Below are 17,704 nucleotides of genomic sequence, written 5' to 3'. Positions count from 1 at the left end.
CGCCTATGATCAGTCCTTCTCGATTATCACGGCGACTATCGTGGGCATCATCGTACTGATGATTGCGCTGGCCATCATGCTGACCCGCAGTATCGTGCGGCCTTTGAGCGAAGCGGTGGCCGTTGCCGAGCGGGTGGCCTCGGGTGAGCTCAACCAGGTCATCACGGTGACGGGTAGCGACGAACCCGCGCTGTTGCTGCACGCCTTGTCCAGAATGAAAGACAGCTTGCGCGAGACGATTGCCGGCATCGCAGCCGCCTCCGACCAGCTCGCCTCGGCATCCGAAGAGCTGTTCACGGTCACCGAAGACACCAGCCGCGGCCTGCATCAGCAAAGCGCCGAAATCGACCAAGCCGCCACGGCCGTGAACCAAATGACCGCAGCGGTTGAGGAAGTGGCCAGCAATGCCGTCAACACCGCCGATGCCTCCAAAGGTGCAGACCAGACCACCCGTGAGGGCCAGCAGCGGGTCAATGATGCGCTGCAATCCATTGGTCAGCTCGTCGGCGATGTCACGACCACTTCCCAGGAAATCGAACAGCTGGCCACCAGCGCCAACGAGATCAGCCGGGTACTGGATGTCATCGGCTCGATCGCAGGCCAGACCAACCTGCTTGCGCTCAACGCTGCCATCGAGGCTGCGCGCGCCGGTGAAGCCGGCCGTGGTTTTGCCGTGGTCGCCGACGAAGTCAGGGCGCTGGCGCACCGAACCCAGCAATCGACAGCCGAGATCGAAGGCATGATCACAGGCATTCAGTCGGGCACCGAGTCTGCAGTCGGGGCCATGCACGCCAGCAAAGGGCGGGCGTCAGGCACCCTGGAAATCGCCCAATCCGCAGGCCAGGCACTGAACACGATTGCCGAAGCCATTTCGTCCATCAACCAACGCAACCTGGTGATCGCCAGCGCCTCCGAAGAGCAGGCCCAGGTGGCCCGCGAAGTGGATCGAAACCTGGTGAACATCAGGGACCTGGCGATGCAGACCTCGGCCGGCGCGAACCAGACCAGCGCCGCCGCCCAGGAGTTGTCACGCCTGGCTGTGGACCTGAACGCGATGGTCGCCAAGTTCAAGGTCTAGGGCTGGATGACAGAGGGGCAGCGGCCTGTCGGGAAAGCTTGCACCGTGCCCCTGGGGCAAGGATTCGCGCCATTGTGTGACGCAAATACCGCTGCCCTGGAGCAAGACCGTCGTGGGTTTCTGTAAAAAAAGCGACGATTTGTGCCTTTTGGGCTGCTCACCGGGGCTGCATCGCATATCCTTGCACCACGCAATCAACCTTGAAGCAGTGAATTGAACGATGAGCTTTGAACAACTGGCAGCGCTACGGGATCGCCTGCGGGCTGAAAAAGAGCAGCAACAGGCAAGCGCCCCAGCGCCGGCCAAGCGCAAGCCCCCGCAGAAGACCAAGCCGCGTGAACTGGACCCGGCAGTGGCCGCCATCTGGCCGCTGCAGAAGCACTTCCCGTTGGCCTTCCCTGTCAACCCTGCGCCGAAAGTGCCGCTCAAGGAGGGCATCTTCAAGGATGCCGAGCAACACCTGGAGCTGCTGGGCATTACCCGTGAGCAACTGAAGCTGGGCATTTCCACCTGGTGCCGGGGCAACCGCTACTGGACCAGCATGGTGGAAAACGCCCCGCGCCTGGACCTTAACGGTGAGCCGGCAGGCGTGGTGACCGCCGCCCAGGCGATCCATGCCAAGCGTCAGGCGGCCCAGCAGCGTAATCAGGAACGCCGCAAGCGGGCGCAAGCCAAGGCACAGACCGCTGCGCCTGCAGCACAGGGCGAGGCTGCAGACGAGCCGGCAGTGGAACAGGCCGCTGAGTAAAGGCTTGGTCTGAGCAAGCGCCCATCGCCCGTTCGCCAAGCGCGAGGGTGATGGGCGCTGCGGGCTATCACATGGCCGCCGACTGGCCGAGTGTACAGCGCAACCTGGTCATCGCCTCAGAGCCTCCAATCCAGGCTGACCATCATCGTACGTGGCTCACCGTGGTACACGCCGTTGTAGAAGCCGACGTTGTTGTAGTAATGCTCGTCGAACAGGTTCTTGACGTTGACAGAAGCAGTCAGGTGCTCATCGATCCGGTAGCGCGCCATCAGTCCAACCACCGAAAATGCCTTCTGGCCGATCTCGTCCTTGGCCGTGATGATACGATCACCGTCGCGCCCTACCGGTCGGTTCGCCAGCCTGAAATTGTCGCTCTGCCAGTCCAGGCTTGCCCCTACGGTCAATGCTGGTGTTAGGGCATAGGTGCTGGACAAGCGCACCAGGTTCAAGGGTTGTTCGGTGTTCTTTCGCTTTTTCTCGGCCGTGGCAGCATGCGTATAGCTGTAGCCCAGGCTCATCTGCCACCCGGTCATCACCTCGCCTGCGACTTCAGCCTCGAAACCTTCGACAACCACGCCTTTGCCACCGCTTTTGTAGAATACTTCGTTGCCATTGGGCGGCACTGAGTCGTCTTGTTCCGCCACGTTGTCCTGCTTGCTGCGAAACACTGCCGTGCTCAGGTTCAGGCGGTCAGCGAACAGGCTGCCCTTGAGCCCCACCTCATAAACCTTGCCTACGATGGGCTCCAGGTACTGCTTGTTGACGTCTCTCACGGTTTGCGGGTTGAAGATATCGGTGTAACTGACATAGGCGGTGAACTGGTCGGTCAGATCGAAGAGTACGCCGGCATAGGGCGTCCACTGATCATTCTGGACCTGCTTGGTAGTGGACTGATCGGTGACTTGCAGGGCATCACCGTAATCCCACTCCCGCTGTTGCGTCTGCCAACTGCCGTAGCGGCTGCCAATCACGATGTGCAGGCGATCCGTGGGGTTCAGACGTGTTGCAATGTAGCCGGCCTTCTGACGAATACTGGAGCGCGAACTGTCCAGCCCGGTTTCGAGGTCATAGAACGTAGGGGTGGCCCCCATGTACTTCCAATCGGCAATCGTCTCGAAACCGTCGGGTACAGGCAGATCAAGGCGGTGGGGTTCACTGTCGCGCCGTCGCGACTCGCCGTAACCGATCATGAAATCATGGCTGCGGCCGAACAACTGGAAAGGGCCCGCGAGGTTGAAGTCCAACGCGTCCATCTGCTCGGAGCCCCCGAAGTGCGAGTACCAGGCCTGCATGCCGCTACGGTCGGCTTCGGGGAAGCCATTGCCCCCATAGTAGACCTTTCCGTCGCTGTCGCTTTGCCGGTGGGTATACGCCACCTTCATGACCCAGTCGTTGGCCAGATACTGGTCGAGGGTGGCGAATACCGTCTGGTCTTTGAGTGGCCAGGAAGACCAGGGCGCACTGAGGTTGGTGGAACGGGGCAAGTTGGCTTTGCTGCCGTCGGCGTTCCAGAACGGTACCGTGCCCCAGGATGACCCTTGCACATGCTTGTTCTGATAGTCATACCCCACCGCCAGCACGGTGCTTGGGGTCAGGTCGGCTTCAAGCACGCCGTAGGCCACTTCACGCTGGGTGGCATACTTGTCCATGAACGACTTGTTGTCGCGGTACGCCAGCACGGTGCGTCCGCGCAGACGGCCGTCCCAGCCCAGCGGGCCACCCACGTCCAGGTAGCTGTAGTAATTGTCGAAACTGCCACCACTTACACCACTCTTTACCGCCAACGCGTGCGTAGGGCGCTTGCGAACCATTGCGATGGTGCCCGAGGGATCGCCTGCACCTGTGGTCAAGCCTGTGGCCCCACGCACGACTTCGATTCGATCGTAGATGATGGTGTCGGAGTCGGACTTGAGCCCCGAGAACGTGTTGAGCATGCCATCGATCTGGAAGTTGTTGATGGCGTAACCACGCGAATAGTAGCTCGGTCGCTCCGAGTCATTGCGTTGCACCGTAACTCCCGTGACGTGAGCCATGGCCTCGGACAGGCTGTTGAGCTGGAAGTCGTCCAGCTGCTGGCGGGATATGACCGAGACCGATTGGGGTGTCTCCTTGATCGAGAGATTCAACCGGGTGGCTGCGCTCATGCTACCGGTGGTGTAGGAGCCACTGCGTTCAGTGACGCTGCCAAGGCCGGTAGCAATCACATCGGTTGAGCCCAGCTCCAGCACGGGGCCGTCTTGGCTTGCCTGGGTATCGGCAAAGGATGGCGGGCAGATTAAGCAAGCGTACAGGCCGAGGGTGAAGGTAGTGGGATGGGAAATGGACGGGGGCATTGCGAGCTGACTCCTTGCGCGTGAAAATCCGTGCGCGCAAATCTACATCATAATCATCCTCATATGATAATTAATCGCATAAACCGCTACAGCTGAGCGGGGTTGTACACCTGGTCGCTTTTAGCCGGCCAGGTGCACGTCTGAGGTGGCCGTTCGTCGTGCTCGCCTGATGGTGTCCGCTACAACCTCTAGAACAGCTTCATGGTATAGCTGAGCACCACGCGGTTCTCGTCGATATCTGTTCGGTAATTGGAGCGAGCCATCACATTGCGCACGCGCACGCCGAGCCCCTCCAGCGGCCCACTTTGCACCACGTAGGCCAGGTCCAGATCCCGCTCCCGATCACGCCCTTCAAAGCCCAGCCCGGTTTTGACCTCCCGGCCTTGTACGTAACGCAATGTCGAGGTCAGCCCGGGGATCCCCCATGCCGCAAAGTTGTAGTCATGCCGCACCTGCCAGGAACGCTCCCCAGGCGCCGAGAACTCGTAGGTCGGCAGGGTATTACCCATCGGGTTGGTGTTGGCGCCCACTTGGATGAAACCGTCCTCCCCGCCTATCTGCTGGTAGCCCACGTAAAACGTATGCCCGCCCGTTTTCGCCGAGAACAGGCTGAACAGCGCATGGTTGTCATAGTTGCCGGCAAGCTTGCGCCCATCCTCGCGGGCCTGGAAATAGCCGGCATTCACACCCAAGGTCCAGTCACCTAGGGGCTCGGCGTGCTTGAGGCTGTAGAATCGCTGCTGGTAGATGTCCTGCAGCTGCGCCTGCCATACCCCCACGCTGGAGCGGTTGTCGTTGAAGGCATAGTCGGCGCCCAGGTAATTGAAGCGGTCACTGGTAAAGCGGGCCAGCCGCGCGGGGTTGATGGGGTCGTTGACCAGCGCATACATTTTCTGACTGTTGGACGAGTCGCGCAGGCTGGTGGAGCGAAATTGGCCGGCACTGAGCGTCAGCCCAGCAAACTCATGTGACTCCAGCATTGCGCCCTGATAAGTCGGTGGCAGCAGGCGCAGGTCGCTGAACAGCAACACAGGCAGATTGGGCATTAATTCCCCCACCTTCAATTCGGTTTGGGAAACCTTGAACTTGAGCGCCGCGCCCACGCGGCTGTAATGGTCGGCGGACGTGCCGCTGTCAAGGCTTGGCAGTAGGCCTGAGCGTGCATGTTCGGGGCTGCTGTCGAGTTTGAAACCCAACAGGCCGATCACATCGACCCCGGCACCAATGATGCCCTGGCTATAACCTGAGCTGGCGTTGAGGATGAAGCCCTGCGCCCACTCCTGAGTACGCGATTGGGTGCTTGCTCCTTTGATATCGGCGTAGTCGCGGCTGAAGAAATAATTGCGAGCCTGGAGGGTCGCACGGGCGCCTTCGATGAAACCGACCTCTTCAGCCGGTGCCTCGGTACACAGCGCGGCTGCGATGCAGCCGCTAGCCAGGCGTGCCTTCGGGAAAAAACGCGGTGCAGTGCAAGCGTGCATGGGGCGATTCCTGAAATTCGGGCAACAGCAATCCACCGGCGAGACAAACGCCCGCCGACGTGCAGATTGCATTGAGAATGGGTGGGCAGGCCGGCATCGGCCCGCCTGCCCTACCGGGCGTGAAGCGCTGGACCGCTAGCGGTTGACCAGCTTCGCTGGCAGGGCGATGACCAGGAAGCAACTCAGGAGCAAGCAGCCGGCGAACACCCACAGCGCCGCGTGGGAAGTACCGGTCCAGTCAGTGACCAGGCCCATCAGCGAGTTGCTGACCAGCCCGGCAATGTTTGCCACCGAACAGGCCAGGGCAAAACCGGTGGCGGCTGCCGTTCCTTTCAGGAAAGTCGCCGGCAGGCTGAAGAACACCGGCACCGCACCAATGATCGCGGCCGAGGCGACTGCGAACAGCAATACAGTCATGACCAGGTTCTGGCTGAACAAGGTGCTGCTGGCCATGGCGATGGCGCCGACGATGAATGGGACGATGATGTGCCAACGACGCTCACGGTGACGGTCGGAACTGGCGCCGATCAGCAGCATGCCGGCCAGTGCGGCGAGGCTCGGGATGGCAGTGAGCAAGCCGATGTGGAACGTGTCGCTTACCCCTGCATCGCGGATGAAGGTCGGCATCCAGAAGCCCATCGCGTAGGCGCTGAGCAGGATCGAGAAATCGATACCGCCGAGCATCCACACCTTGAGGTTGAAGAACCCGTCACGGAAACTGTGCTTGCTGTCCTTGCCCTCTGCATCGTCGGCGGCAAGGTCTGCTGCCAGCTGAGCCTTGTCTTGGCTCGACAACCACTTGGCCTGCTGGAAGTGATTGGGCAAGGCCCAGAAGGTCAGAATGCCGAGCAGCACGCTGGGGATCGCCTCCAGCAGGAACAGCCACTGCCAGCCATGCAGGCCGTGGACCTGATCGAAGTGCCCCATGATCCACCCCGAGATAGGCCCACCGATCACGCTCGACAGCGGCAGCCCGATCATGAACAGGGCGATGATGCGCCCGCGTCGGTAAGTGGGGTACCACATGGTCAGGTAGAACAGTACCCCTGGCAAAAACCCTGCTTCGGCCGCGCCGAGCAGAAACCGCAGGATGTAGAACTGGGTGGTGGTGCTGACGAACATGGTGCACGCCGACAACAGGCCCCAGGTGATCATGATGCGGGCGATCCACAGCTTGGCACCGACGCGCTGCAGAATCAGGTTGCTGGGCACTTCGAAAATGATGTAGCCGACGAAGAACAGCCCGGCACCCAGGCCATAGGCGGCGGTGCTGAACTGCAGATCTTCGAGCATCTGCAGTTTGGCGAAGCCGACGTTGATACGGTCCAGGTAGGCGGCAAGGTAGCAAAAGCACAGGAAGGGAATGAGCCTCCAGGTGATCTTGCTGTACAGCGCTTTGGTGCCCTGATCAATGTCGCTATGGACCGTGGTTGCATTCGCAATTGGCATTTCCTGTCTCCTGGCGGGCGACTTTGTGGTTGTTTTTAAGGCCAGCAGTTTTCGACGCACAAGGACCGTCGCACGCTACACGCGACATGCCCAGGCCACGCCTGAAAAACCCCGAGTGCTCCTGCGGGGCGACCGCCCGGACAGCAGGCGGTCATGAACGTGCTTCCGGCACCGTTCCTTGATTGTTATTGGGTAGGCGCCTGCCGGTGTCAGCCGGTCAATTGCCTGAATTGCGCCATCGCTTCCTGGCGGGAAACCACATCGCCGTACTTACTGTCGATGTCGAACAGGTTGGCGTGGTGCGGGTCGTCATGGCGATCACCCACACATTCGCGCACCACGATGGTTCGAAAGCCATGCTGCATCGCATCTACCGCGCTGGCGCGGATGCACCCGCTGGTGGAGCAGCCGGCCAAGACCACGGTGTCCACTCCTTGGGCGTGCAGCAGCGGCGCCAGGCTGGTGCCGAAGAAAGCGCTGGCGTACTGCTTGCTCAGCACCACCTCCTCCGGCTGTGGGGCAACGGCCTCGCAGAACGCCGCCAAGGGGTTACCCTCGACCATGTCCTTCATCACCGGCGCCTTGCGCACCCATACCCCGCCATCGACAAAATGCGGGGGCTGGTAGCGGATGTTGGTATGCACCACCAGGATGCCGCAATCGCGGGCTAGCGCCAGCAGGTCCGCGGCCTGCGCCACTGCCGTGACGACGCCTGGGGCGTACAGCGCAGCCCCCGGCGTGGTATAGCCCTGCATGAAGTCGATCATCAGCAGCGCCGGTGCGCGACCAAAACCGATACGCTGCCCCCATACACCCTGATAGTTGTCCCGAGCACTTTGTGCCTCGCTCATGTCCATCTCCCGATTTCAATAGGCGCCCGACAGCAAGGCGCCGGCACCTGGCACCACCGCCTCGAGGTCCAGCGCCTTGAGCATGGCGTAGGTGGTAGCGATGGCAGCGGTGACCACAGGCTTGCCGGTCTGCGCCTCGACTTTGGCCACGGCCGGCAACGACTGCATCTGCACGCAGGCCGACAAGACCACCACATCCACCCCTTCAAGGTTCATGCCGGCGACGATACCGGGCAGGTTGGCGGGGTCGTGACGGGCCACGGCCAGGTTGTCGGGAATCTCCAGGGCACGCCAGTCTTGAACCTCGAAGCCTTCTTCGCGGATATAGTTCACCACAAGCTCGGTCAGCGGCTTCATGTACGGGGCGACGATGGCGATGCGCTTGGCCTTCATCACATGCAAGGCTTCGACCAGCGCTCCGGCACTGGTGATGACCGGCGCCAGTGCATCATTATCGGCAGTCGCCTGCCTGAGGCGCTGTTCGGATTGCCGGTGATAGCCCAGGCCCATGGCCATGATCGCCACCAGGCAGGCGTAGCCCAGTACATCGACCCTGGCATCGGACAGCTCCACCGCGCAGCGGTCGGACTCGGCATCCATGGCCGCCAGTTCTTCCTTTCTCACCTGCTTCATGCGCATGCGGCTGGAATGAAAGGTGAAGCGCTCCGGGCGGATGGCTTGGCGCGCGCTGAGCATCGCCGGTATCTCGGTTTCCATGGTGGTGTTGGAACTCGGCACGATCTGGCCGATGCGGTATAGCTTGGTCATGTCTCGTGCTCCTTCAGGCAAGGGATCGATCGAGGAAGAGGCCGAATGCAGCAAAGAAACCATCGAGGTCGTCCCAGGGAATCATGTGCCCAGCGTTGGCAACCTGTACGACCTGAATGTCAGGCTTGAGCTCACGGATTTCGGCGATGTCGCACGGCTCGATTCCCCCGCCACGCCCAGCCACCATCAACAACGCCGGCTGGCGTACAGCGGGCAGGTACTGATGGATGTCTACCTCGTGGAAGTCATCGAAGGCCCGCACGATCGCAGGCTCGTAACAGGTGTGCAGCCACTCGGCCCTCAGCGCCAACTGCTCGTCGCTCCAGGTGGCGCAATAGGTGCGCATGTCCTCGCCACTCATACCCATGCTGGCCTGGCGAATGGAATCGACATACCAGGGCAGCTTGCTTGGGTAGGCGCGGCGCCCTGGCCCGGATACCGGCGGGTCGACCAGCACCAGCTTCTGCAAGCCTGGCGCGCCGTTGGCAGCGGCACGAATCGCGAACCGTGCGCCCATCGAGTGCCCAACCAAGTGATAACTGTCCAGCCCCAGCGCGGCGGCAAAGGCGGGAATGTCGGCGGCACAGGCATCGGTGGCGTAGTCCAGATCGGGGCCGCTTGACGACAAACCACGCCCGCGCACATCCAGCACGTAAGTATCGAAGTGCTGGCCAAGGCGCTCGGCGACGAACCCCCAGGTAATCGCCGGGCTGGTGATCCCTGGCACCACGATCAGCGCATGCCCCTTACCGCCATAGCGCAGGTAATGCTGGCGGATACCATTGGCGTTCACATGGCCGCCAGTCACGAAGGTAGTCATGCGGCCTCCCCGCTCTTGAGCGGCTGACCGTACAGGTCATAGCCGTATACCCAGGCTGGATCCTCCTGCGTATAGAGCCAGGTGTTGGCGTTGGATACCGACTGCACCTGGGAGGCTCGCTCTTTACGGTTGGCCTCGTACAGGGCAAAGGCGGTGCGGTGGTCCGACAGACCGGTCTCCTGCAGGCAGCGCGTCAACATGGCCGCATCCTCGATGGCCATGCAGGCGCCCTGCGCCATGTGCGGTTTCATCGGATGACAGGCGTCACCGAGCATCACCAGACGCCCACGGCTCCACAGCGGCAGCGGGTTGCGATTGCGCAGCGGCCACTTGGTGATCGATTCGGTGGCGTCGATCAGCTTCTGGACGGTGGGGTGATAGCCCTCGAAGGCAGCGCGCATTTCTTCCTGGCTGCTGTCCACGTAGGCGCCCTGGAAGTCCCACGCCTCGTGGGGCACACCGGTCACGAAGTAGTATTCGTCGCGCTTGGCCGTGGTGTAGTAGACCATCATGTGCCGGTCTTCGGACCACCACTTGACGCAGGGCTCGAATGCGTCGGCATGCTGCGCCAGGTTTACCCCACGGATCAGCGCACGGTGCGCCACCCAGCCGCTGTAGTTCGGCGCTTCGGCACCGAGCAATTCTTCGCGGATCTTGGAGTGGATGCCGTCGGCCCCTATGACGATGTCGGCGACCGTGTGGGTGCCATCGGCAAAGTCCAGACGCACCTGATCACCCTCATCGATGATCTTTTCCAGGCGTTTGCCGAAGTGCACGGTACCCGGCTTGATGGCATCGATCTGCAGCGCATGCAAGTCACCCCGGTGGATGGTGATGTAGGCCGCACCGTATTCGCGGCGAGCATGCTCACCCAGTGGGATGCGCGAGAGGTAATCGCCGCTCTGGCCGTCGCGGCTGAACCAGAAGTCCGGGTGCGAACCCATGAGTTCCAGCTTCTGCTCCAGCCCCATGCGCCGAAAGATCTTCATGACGTTGGGGCCGATGTGGATCCCGGCACCCAGGCGGGTGAACGCCGGGGCCTGTTCGTACACCTCGACATCGAAGCCGGCCTGCTGCAGCAACGTCGCTGCTGCCGCCCCACCCAAACCCGCGCCGACGATTGCGATTTTTTGGCTTCCCCGCATGGAGAGTCTCCTGTTGTTCTGATGTGTGGCAAGCGGCATGGCCGCGAGTCATTTACAGCGTATACACTTTAAATGACTCTTAGGAATAGCCTTGCTAAAATATTTTCAAACGGGTGATCGAATGGCCACATGGCCGTTTTTTACCGCAGAACTGGGCGATGAGTTGTTTGGTAACGTCTCAAAGATCACTTGCGTTGATCGAATGAATGCGCTCTTATCGCTCAGGTTATGGCGTACACACTGTTTTTTGTGCGCCAAGATAAAGCGTCGAGCACTGCGATGGTGCACCGCTTGATGCCGCCAGAGGCCACCCAGGAGAACCCACAATGCCGGTGAGCAATGCACAACTGACCCAGATGTTCGAGCACGTACTGAAGCTGTCCCGTGTGGACGACACCCAGAGCGTGGCCGTCCTCAAGAGCCATTACTCCGATCCGCGCACGGTCAACGCCGCGATGGAAGCGGCGCAGCGACTAGGGGCGAAGGTCTACGCCGTGGAACTGCCGGCGTTCAATCACCCGACCGCCATGGGCCGGGACATGACCGCCTACTGCGGGGACACGGCACTTACCGGCAATCTGGCGGCGCAGCGCGCACTAGAAGCCGCCGACCTGATCGTCGACACGATGATGCTTCTGCACTCCCCCGAGCAGGAGCAGATTCTCAAGACCGGCACCCGCATTCTGCTGGCGGTGGAACCAGCCGAAGTGCTGGCGCGCATGCTGCCCAACGAGGACGACAAGCGCCGGGTACTGGCTGCCGAAACCCTGCTCAAGCAGGCGCGCAGCATGCATGTGCGGTCCAAGGCTGGCAGCGACTTCCATGCCCCGCTCGGCCAGTACCCGGCAGTCACCGAGTACGGCTACGCCGACGAGCCGGGGCGCTGGGACCACTGGCCCAGTGGATTTCTGTTCACCTGGCCAAACGAGGACAGCGCCGAGGGCACGCTGGTCCTGGATGTAGGCGACATCATCCTGCCGTTCAAGAACTATTGCCGCGAGCGCATCACGCTCGAAATCGAAAAGGGCTTCATCACCGGCATTCATGGCGGTTTCGAGGCCGAGTACCTGCGCGACTACCTCAAGTACTTCAACGACCCTGAGGTTTACGGCATCTCGCACATCGGCTGGGGCTTGCAACCGCGCGCCCAGTGGACTGCCATGGGCTTGCACGACCGCAACGACGGGATGTGCATGGATGCCCGCGCGTTTTACGGCAACTTCCTGTTCTCCACAGGCCCGAATACCGAAGTGGGCGGCAAGCGCAAGACCCCTTGCCACCTAGACATCCCGCTGCGCAACTGCGATATCTACCTGGACGATCAGGCCGTGGTCATGGCCGGGGACGTGGTCGCGCCCCAGCAATCGCTGGCGCGATAACGGTTATACTGGCCGGGCGCTCCGCTATTGGCGGCCGGCCAGCTCCTTTCCACCAGCCCAAAGCCTCTCATGCCGAACACGACTCCCCCCAGCAGCGCCCCACACGACACCGCCCCCTACGACGTTACCGAACAGGTGGGTCACTTGCTGCGCAAGGCTTACCAGCGGCACACGGCGATCTTCCAGCAGCAGGCTTGCGACCCACAGTTGACCTCCATTCAATTCGTCACCCTGTGCGCCCTGCGCGATCATGGCCCCAGCTCTCAGGCCGAGTTGATCAAGGCAACGGCCGTGGACCAGGCGACCATCCGCGGGATCGTCGAGCGTCTGAAAGCACGTGAACTGGTGCAGCTCTCGCCAGACCCGGGAGACCGGCGAAAGGTGATCGTCACGCTCACCGACAGCGGCGCGGCCTTGCTCGATGCGATGATTCCCTGCGCCCGGCAGATCAGTGAACTGAGCATGGGCAGCCTCAATGCCGCTGAGCGCGTCGCCATCTTGTACCTGCTGCGCAAGATGATCGACAGCGACGACGGCGCGGCCTGAGCCACACCACTGCCGGACACCCCTTCGCGCGCCCTGCCTGAGCCACCGATTCGGTGAGCTCATTTTTCATGCCCTGCTCATCCGAATGCCTGGCCTGCTTCTTGCTCGCTCATTTCATGTAGTGAGTACTTACCGAAATGCACGCACCCTGTGGGTGCTTCGGTAGCGCAAGTCACCTCCAGAGATGAGCCCACCATGCAAACAACCCTCTCCGTGCGGGTCAACGGCCAGTCGTTCGAAGTCGACGCCCTGCCTGAAACGCCCTTGCTGCTGATCCTGCGCAACGACCTGTGCCTGAACGGCCCCAAGTACGGCTGCGGCCTGGGTGAGTGCGGGGCATGTACGGTGATCATCGACGGCATGGCCGCCCGCTCCTGCATCATCCCCCTGGCCGGAGCCGTCGGCCGGGAGATCACCACCCTTGAAGGGCTGGGCTGCAAGCGTGCGCCGCACCCTGTGCAGCAGGCGTTCATCGACGAGCAGGCAGCCCAATGCGGCTATTGCATGAACGGCATGATCATGACCGCCACGGCCCTGCTCGATCGAATCCCTCAGCCGAGCGACGAACAGATTCGCAACGAACTGTCCGGCAACCTGTGCCGCTGCGGCACTCACGTCGAAATCCTGCGCGCCGTGCGCCGCGCCGCCGACACCCGGAGAAAAGCATGAACCACTCGCAACAGGTGCCCAGCCGTGACCAACTGCTGGCCAAGACTGGGGTGCTGCTGATCGTCGATCAGATCACACCGCCTTCCGGTCCGGTGGCCAAGGGTGTGACGCCCGAGCCCCGGGAGCGCGAACTGGCGCTGTTCATCGCCGTCTGTGACGACGGCAGGGTCTATGCCTTCAATGGTCACGTTGACCTGGGTACCGGTATCCGCACCTCGCTGGCGCAGATCGTCGCCGAAGAGTTGAACCTGCGCATGGACCAGGTGCACATGGTGCTGGGCGACACCGAGCGGGCGCCCAACCAAGGCGCGACCATCGCCAGCGCCACCCTGCAGATTTCAGCCGTGCCGTTGCGCAAGGCTGCGGCGACTGCGCGCCGTCATTTGCTGCAACGGGCGGCACTGCGCCTTGGGTGCGAGCCCGAGTCGCTGCGCATCGAAGAAGGCACGGTCCTCACCGACGACGGCACTGCACTGAGTTATGCCGAACTGGTAAAAGGGGAAAACCAGCAACTGCACATTGCCGAGGATGCGCCGCTCAAGCCCATCGAAGACTACACCTTGGTCGGGCGCAGCACTGCCCGCGTGGACATTCCCGGCAAGGCCACGGGTGAACTGACCTACGTTCACGACATGCGCCTGCCCGACATGCTGCACGGGCGAGTGATCCGTCCGCCCTATGCTGGCCATGACAGCGGCGACTTCGTTGGCAACAGCCTGCTGGCCGTCGATGAGTCATCCATCGCCCACGTACCCGGCGTCGTGGCCGTGGTCGTGATCCGCGATTTCGTCGGCGTGGTTGCCGAGCGCGAGGAGCAGGCCATTCGTGCCGCGCAAGACCTGAAAATCAGCTGGAAGCCCTTTACCGGCAAGCTGCCCGACCTGAGCGATGTGGCCCAGGCCATCCGCGACAACCCGAGGGTCCAGCGCACGGTGCTGGACCAGGGCGATGTCGATGCAGGCCTTGCCAATGCCAGTCAGCGCCTGAGCCGTACCTATCTATGGCCGTATCAGCTGCATGCTTCGATTGGCCCATCATGCGCGCTGGCCGACTACGCGCCTGGGCAGATCCGCGTGTGGTCTGGCACCCAAAACCCACACCTGCTGCGCGCTGATCTGGCCTGGCTGCTGGCCTGCGGCGAGGAGCGCATCGAAATCATCCGCATGGAGGCTGCCGGTTGCTACGGCCGTAACTGCGCCGACGATGTCTGCGCCGACGCCGTGCTGCTGTCGCGTGCTGTGCTACGCCCCGTGCGGGTACAGCTGACCCGCGAGCAGGAACACGCCTGGGAACCCAAAGGCACTGCACAATTGATGGAGATCGACGGCGGCCTGAACGAAGATGGCAGCGTGGCTGCCTATGACTTCCAGACCAGCTATCCGTCCAACGGCGCGCCGACCCTGGCCCTGCTGCTCACTGGCGCGGTGGAGCCGGTACCGGCCTTGTTCGAAATGGGCGACCGCACGTCGATTCCACCGTATGACTACGAACACATGCGCGTGACCATCAACGACATGACGCCGTTGGTGCGCGCTTCGTGGATGCGCGGTGTGTCGGCCATGCCCAACAGCTTTGCCCACGAATCGTACATCGATGAGCTGGCGTTCGCAGCGGGTGTCGATCCGGTGGAATATCGGCTCAAGCACTTGTCCGACCCGCGTGCCATCGACCTGGTCAAGGCCACCGCCGCCCGCGCCGACTGGCAGCCGCATACCCAGCCCATGCAGAGCCAGGGCGAAGGTGACGTACTGCGCGGGCGCGGCTTTGCCTATGCGCGCTACATCCACAGTAAATTCCCAGGCTTTGGCGCCGCATGGGCGGCGTGGGTGGCTGACGTGGCCGTTGACCGGCGTACCGGTGAAGTCGCCGTCACCCGCGTGGTGATCGGGCATGACGCCGGGATGATGGTCAACCCCGAAGGCGTGCGCCACCAGATCCACGGCAATGTCATTCAGTCCACCAGCCGCGTACTCAAGGAGCAAGTCAGCTTCGAAGCGTCGACCGTGGCCAGCAAGGAATGGGGCGGCTACCCGATCCTGACCTTCCCCGAGCTGCCTGCCATCGACGTGATGATGCTGCCGCGTCAGCACGAAGCACCGATGGGCAGCGGCGAATCCGCTTCGGTACCCAGCGCCGCTGCCATTGCCAACGCCATCTTCGATGCCACCGGCATCCGCTTTCGCGAGCTGCCGATCACGGCCGAACGGGTGCGCGCCGCCCTTGGCGCCAATGACCAGGGGCCTGGGCCCTCGGCCCCGGCGCAGCCTGCAAGCAAACGCTCAAAGTGGTGGTTCGGCGGTCTGGCTGGGGTGTTGGGCGCAGCCTTGGGCATGCTTGCCACCGCCCTGCCCTGGCGCAGTGAAATCGCACCGGTTACGCCGCCCGGTGCTGGCAGCTGGAGCGCCGCGATGCTCGAACGCGGGCGCCAGGTGGCAGCGGCCGGCGACTGCGCCGTGTGCCATACCGTCAGCGGCGGCAAGGTCAATGCCGGCGGGTTGGCCATGCACACGCCCTTCGGCACGCTCCACACCACCAACATCACGCCCGATCCGGAAACCGGCATTGGCCGCTGGTCATTCGCCGCCTTCGAACGGGCCATGCGCGAAGGCATCAGCCGTGACGGCCGTCACCTGTACCCCGCGTTTCCCTACACCTCGTTCCGCGTCATCAACGACGCCGACATGCAAGCGCTGTATGCCTACCTGATGTCGCAGACCCCGGTACGCCAGCAAGCGCCCGCTAACCAGATGCGCTTCCCGTTCAACCAGCGACCGCTGATGGCTGGCTGGAACGCCCTGTTTCTGCAGCGCGGTGAATATCAGGCCGACCCGCAGCGCAGCGATCAGTGGAACCGCGGCGCCTACCTTGTCGACGGTCTCGGTCACTGCACGGCGTGCCATTCGCCGCGCAACCTGATGGGCGCCGAGAAAGCTGGCAGCAGCTACCTGGCCGGCGGGATGGTCGATGGCTGGGAAGCACCGGCCCTCAATGCGTTGGGTAAATCATCCACCCCGTGGACCGAAGACGAGTTGTTCAACTACCTGAGTACCGGATTTTCTGACAAACACGGTGTGGCGGCCGGCCCCATGGGCCCGGTGGTCAGCGAGCTGGCGACGCTGCCGGAAAGCGACGTGCGTGCCATCGCCCATTACCTCGGCTCACTCGATGGCGAACCTCAGTCGCAGGCGACCAAGGCACCGCCGCCGGCTGAAACACACGTTTCATTGAGCAATGGCGAACGCGTGTTCAAAGGCGCCTGCATGGCCTGCCACAGCGATGGACTGGGGCCGAAACTGTTCGGCGTCAGCCCGTCGATGGCGGTGAACAGCAACGTTCACAGCGACCTGCCAGACAATCTGCTGCGGGTGATACTGCATGGCATTCCTACCCCCGCCACCCGTGACCTGGGCTACATGCCAGGCTTCAAGGACAGCTTGTCGGACCGACAGGTAGCCGATCTTGCGGCGTACCTGCGCCAGCGTTTTGCAGGTGACAAGCCCGCCTGGCAAGGGCTCGCCGCCACGGCCGCGCAGGTTCGCGCCAACCCAGGCAGCCATTGAGGTCAGCGGCGCAGACCGCGCAGGACAAGGTCACTGATGAACGCCAACCAGTCGGCCTTGGCCTTGGGGTCTGCCAGGTCCACGGCCAAGAACGAACTGAGCGTATGGCGGTTGGAGTTATAGAAATAGCAGAGCGAAGCAATCATCAGGTAGGCGTGGGTGATGTCGATGTCGTCGCGAAACAGGCCTTTCGCCTGGCCCGCGTCGATGATCGGCCGCAGCACGCCAACCGCTTCGCCCGACAAGGCCTTGAGGTTTTGCGACTTGCGCGCATGCTCGCCTTGGTGAAGGTTCTCAGTGGCCAGCAGGGTGACGAATTCGGGGTGTTGCACGTAATAATCCCAAATGAATGCCACCAGCGCACGCACCGCCTGTTCAGGGTTGGCCAAGTCCAGCTGCAGCCCGGCTTCGGCCTGGTTGAAGCTGGCATAGATGTGCTCCAGCACACTGATGAACAGCTTTTCCTTGTTGCCGAAGTAGTAGTAGATCATTCGGTCGTTGGATTTCGCCAGGCTGGAAATCTGCTCGACGCGCCCACCGGCGAAGCCTTCCCTGCTGAAGACCTGTACGGCAGCCTTGAGGATGTTGTCCCGGGTGCGGTCGGCCTGTTGGGCACGGATACCGGTTTTGCGCGTTTGCATGGAGGTCCCTGTGGAGGTGACGAGGGGAGTCACACTGCCATATTAGATGGGTATTGCGTAGCCTTTGGGCGAGAGGATCGGTGCGAGCGAGGGAGGTGTGACTCAAGTACTGCGATTGGCAATGACGGACATGAGCAGGGCTTGGGCAAAAGGCGGAAATCGTTCGGACACAAAAAAGCCCTGAATTGTCAGGGCTTTTTTGTAGAGAGTAGTGGCGGAAGCGTAGAGATTCGAAC

General features: G+C 62.2%; 13 protein-coding genes and 1 pseudogene. 6 read left to right on the top strand and 8 right to left on the bottom strand.

Translation table 11 applies throughout. The features are described 5' to 3' along the window. Positions 1-76: 76 nt before the first annotated feature. Positions 77-1,078: pseudogene (locus B2S33_RS21535) on the top strand (methyl-accepting chemotaxis protein); the annotation flags it as partial. Between the two features lie 220 nt (positions 1,079-1,298). Next, a complete protein-coding gene (locus B2S33_RS03875) occupies positions 1,299-1,826 on the top strand; it encodes a ProQ/FinO family protein (protein ID WP_027916150.1) in 528 nt (175 codons plus the stop codon). 116 nt (positions 1,827-1,942) lie between these two features. On the opposite strand, the gene B2S33_RS03870 is transcribed toward B2S33_RS03875, so the two are convergent. The 7 genes from B2S33_RS03870 to nicC all read right to left on the bottom strand — a co-directional run bounded on the left by B2S33_RS03870 (position 1,943) and on the right by nicC (position 10,673). Further along, positions 1,943-4,159 carry a TonB-dependent siderophore receptor gene (locus B2S33_RS03870; protein WP_104926323.1) on the bottom strand — a complete coding sequence of 739 codons (2,217 nt, stop codon included), beginning with the start codon at positions 4,157-4,159 and terminating at the stop codon, positions 1,943-1,945. Between the two features lie 188 nt (positions 4,160-4,347). Beyond that, positions 4,348-5,640 carry an OprD family porin gene (locus B2S33_RS03865; RefSeq protein ID WP_027916152.1) on the bottom strand — a complete coding sequence of 431 codons (1,293 nt, stop codon included), beginning with the start codon at positions 5,638-5,640 and terminating at the stop codon, positions 4,348-4,350. A gap of 135 nt (positions 5,641-5,775) precedes the next feature. After that, positions 5,776-7,089, bottom strand: a complete 1,314-nt coding sequence (locus B2S33_RS03860; protein WP_197873742.1) for an MFS transporter — start codon at positions 7,087-7,089, stop codon at positions 5,776-5,778. 209 nt (positions 7,090-7,298) lie between these two features. Further along, positions 7,299-7,940 carry an N-carbamoylsarcosine amidohydrolase gene (locus B2S33_RS03855; protein ID WP_027916154.1) on the bottom strand — a complete coding sequence of 214 codons (642 nt, stop codon included), beginning with the start codon at positions 7,938-7,940 and terminating at the stop codon, positions 7,299-7,301. Positions 7,941-7,955: 15 nt separating this feature from the next. Beyond that, positions 7,956-8,708 (bottom strand): maleate cis-trans isomerase family protein, encoded by a 753-nt coding sequence (locus B2S33_RS03850; protein ID WP_027916155.1) that lies wholly within the window; start codon positions 8,706-8,708, stop codon positions 7,956-7,958. Between the two features lie 13 nt (positions 8,709-8,721). Next, the gene (gene nicD / locus B2S33_RS03845) at positions 8,722-9,528 is read right to left on the bottom strand and encodes an N-formylmaleamate deformylase (protein ID WP_288649880.1); all 807 of its coding nucleotides are present in this window, start codon (positions 9,526-9,528) and stop codon (positions 8,722-8,724) included. Next, positions 9,525-10,673: a 6-hydroxynicotinate 3-monooxygenase gene (gene nicC, locus B2S33_RS03840; protein WP_027916157.1), complete on the bottom strand. Its 1,149-nt coding sequence runs from the start codon at positions 10,671-10,673 to the stop codon at positions 9,525-9,527. Before nicC ends, nicD begins: the two co-directional genes overlap by 4 nt. 326 nt (positions 10,674-10,999) lie before the next feature. Here nicC and B2S33_RS03835 point away from each other — a divergent pair, with 326 nt between their 5' ends. The 4 genes from B2S33_RS03835 to B2S33_RS03820 all read left to right on the top strand — a co-directional run bounded on the left by B2S33_RS03835 (position 11,000) and on the right by B2S33_RS03820 (position 16,827). Further along, on the top strand, positions 11,000-12,052 hold the full coding sequence (locus tag B2S33_RS03835; RefSeq protein ID WP_028686518.1) for a 2,5-dihydroxypyridine 5,6-dioxygenase: 1,053 nt from the start codon (positions 11,000-11,002) through the stop codon (positions 12,050-12,052). Between the two features lie 69 nt (positions 12,053-12,121). Continuing rightward, positions 12,122-12,598, top strand: a complete 477-nt coding sequence (locus B2S33_RS03830) for a MarR family winged helix-turn-helix transcriptional regulator (protein ID WP_028686519.1) — start codon at positions 12,122-12,124, stop codon at positions 12,596-12,598. 195 nt (positions 12,599-12,793) lie between these two features. Beyond that, entirely contained in the window at positions 12,794-13,267 is a 474-nt protein-coding gene (locus B2S33_RS03825) for a (2Fe-2S)-binding protein (protein ID WP_288649878.1), read from the top strand. Further along, positions 13,264-16,827, top strand: coding sequence for a molybdopterin cofactor-binding domain-containing protein (locus B2S33_RS03820; RefSeq protein WP_288649876.1), 3,564 nt, complete (start codon positions 13,264-13,266; stop codon positions 16,825-16,827). The genes B2S33_RS03825 and B2S33_RS03820 overlap by 4 nt, the downstream gene beginning before the upstream one ends. 2 nt (positions 16,828-16,829) lie before the next feature. On the opposite strand, the gene B2S33_RS03815 is transcribed toward B2S33_RS03820, so the two are convergent. Next, entirely contained in the window at positions 16,830-17,468 is a 639-nt protein-coding gene (locus B2S33_RS03815) for a TetR family transcriptional regulator (RefSeq protein ID WP_027916162.1), read from the bottom strand. Positions 17,469-17,704: the final 236 nt, after the last annotated feature.

This window comes from Pseudomonas sp. UBA5568 (genome assembly GCF_002425525.1).
Lineage (GTDB): Bacteria > Pseudomonadota > Gammaproteobacteria > Pseudomonadales > Pseudomonadaceae > Aquipseudomonas > Aquipseudomonas fulva.
This window is presented reverse-complemented; position numbering and strand designations above follow the sequence as displayed.

Coding starts and splice junctions, on each gene's coding strand:
- B2S33_RS03870 (WP_104926323.1), bottom strand. CDS start 4,159: ATGCCCCCGTCCATTTCCCATCCCACTACCTTCACCCTCGGCCTGTAC.
- B2S33_RS03825 (WP_288649878.1), top strand. CDS start 12,794: ATGCAAACAACCCTCTCCGTGCGGGTCAACGGCCAGTCGTTCGAAGTC.
- B2S33_RS03820 (WP_288649876.1), top strand. CDS start 13,264: ATGAACCACTCGCAACAGGTGCCCAGCCGTGACCAACTGCTGGCCAAG.
- B2S33_RS03875 (WP_027916150.1), top strand. CDS start 1,299: ATGAGCTTTGAACAACTGGCAGCGCTACGGGATCGCCTGCGGGCTGAA.
- B2S33_RS03860 (WP_197873742.1), bottom strand. CDS start 7,089: ATGCCAATTGCGAATGCAACCACGGTCCATAGCGACATTGATCAGGGC.
- B2S33_RS03815 (WP_027916162.1), bottom strand. CDS start 17,468: ATGCAAACGCGCAAAACCGGTATCCGTGCCCAACAGGCCGACCGCACC.
- B2S33_RS03835 (WP_028686518.1), top strand. CDS start 11,000: ATGCCGGTGAGCAATGCACAACTGACCCAGATGTTCGAGCACGTACTG.
- nicC (WP_027916157.1), bottom strand. CDS start 10,673: ATGCGGGGAAGCCAAAAAATCGCAATCGTCGGCGCGGGTTTGGGTGGG.
- B2S33_RS03850 (WP_027916155.1), bottom strand. CDS start 8,708: ATGACCAAGCTATACCGCATCGGCCAGATCGTGCCGAGTTCCAACACC.
- B2S33_RS03855 (WP_027916154.1), bottom strand. CDS start 7,940: ATGAGCGAGGCACAAAGTGCTCGGGACAACTATCAGGGTGTATGGGGG.
- B2S33_RS03865 (WP_027916152.1), bottom strand. CDS start 5,640: ATGCACGCTTGCACTGCACCGCGTTTTTTCCCGAAGGCACGCCTGGCT.
- B2S33_RS03830 (WP_028686519.1), top strand. CDS start 12,122: ATGCCGAACACGACTCCCCCCAGCAGCGCCCCACACGACACCGCCCCC.
- nicD (WP_288649880.1), bottom strand. CDS start 9,528: ATGACTACCTTCGTGACTGGCGGCCATGTGAACGCCAATGGTATCCGC.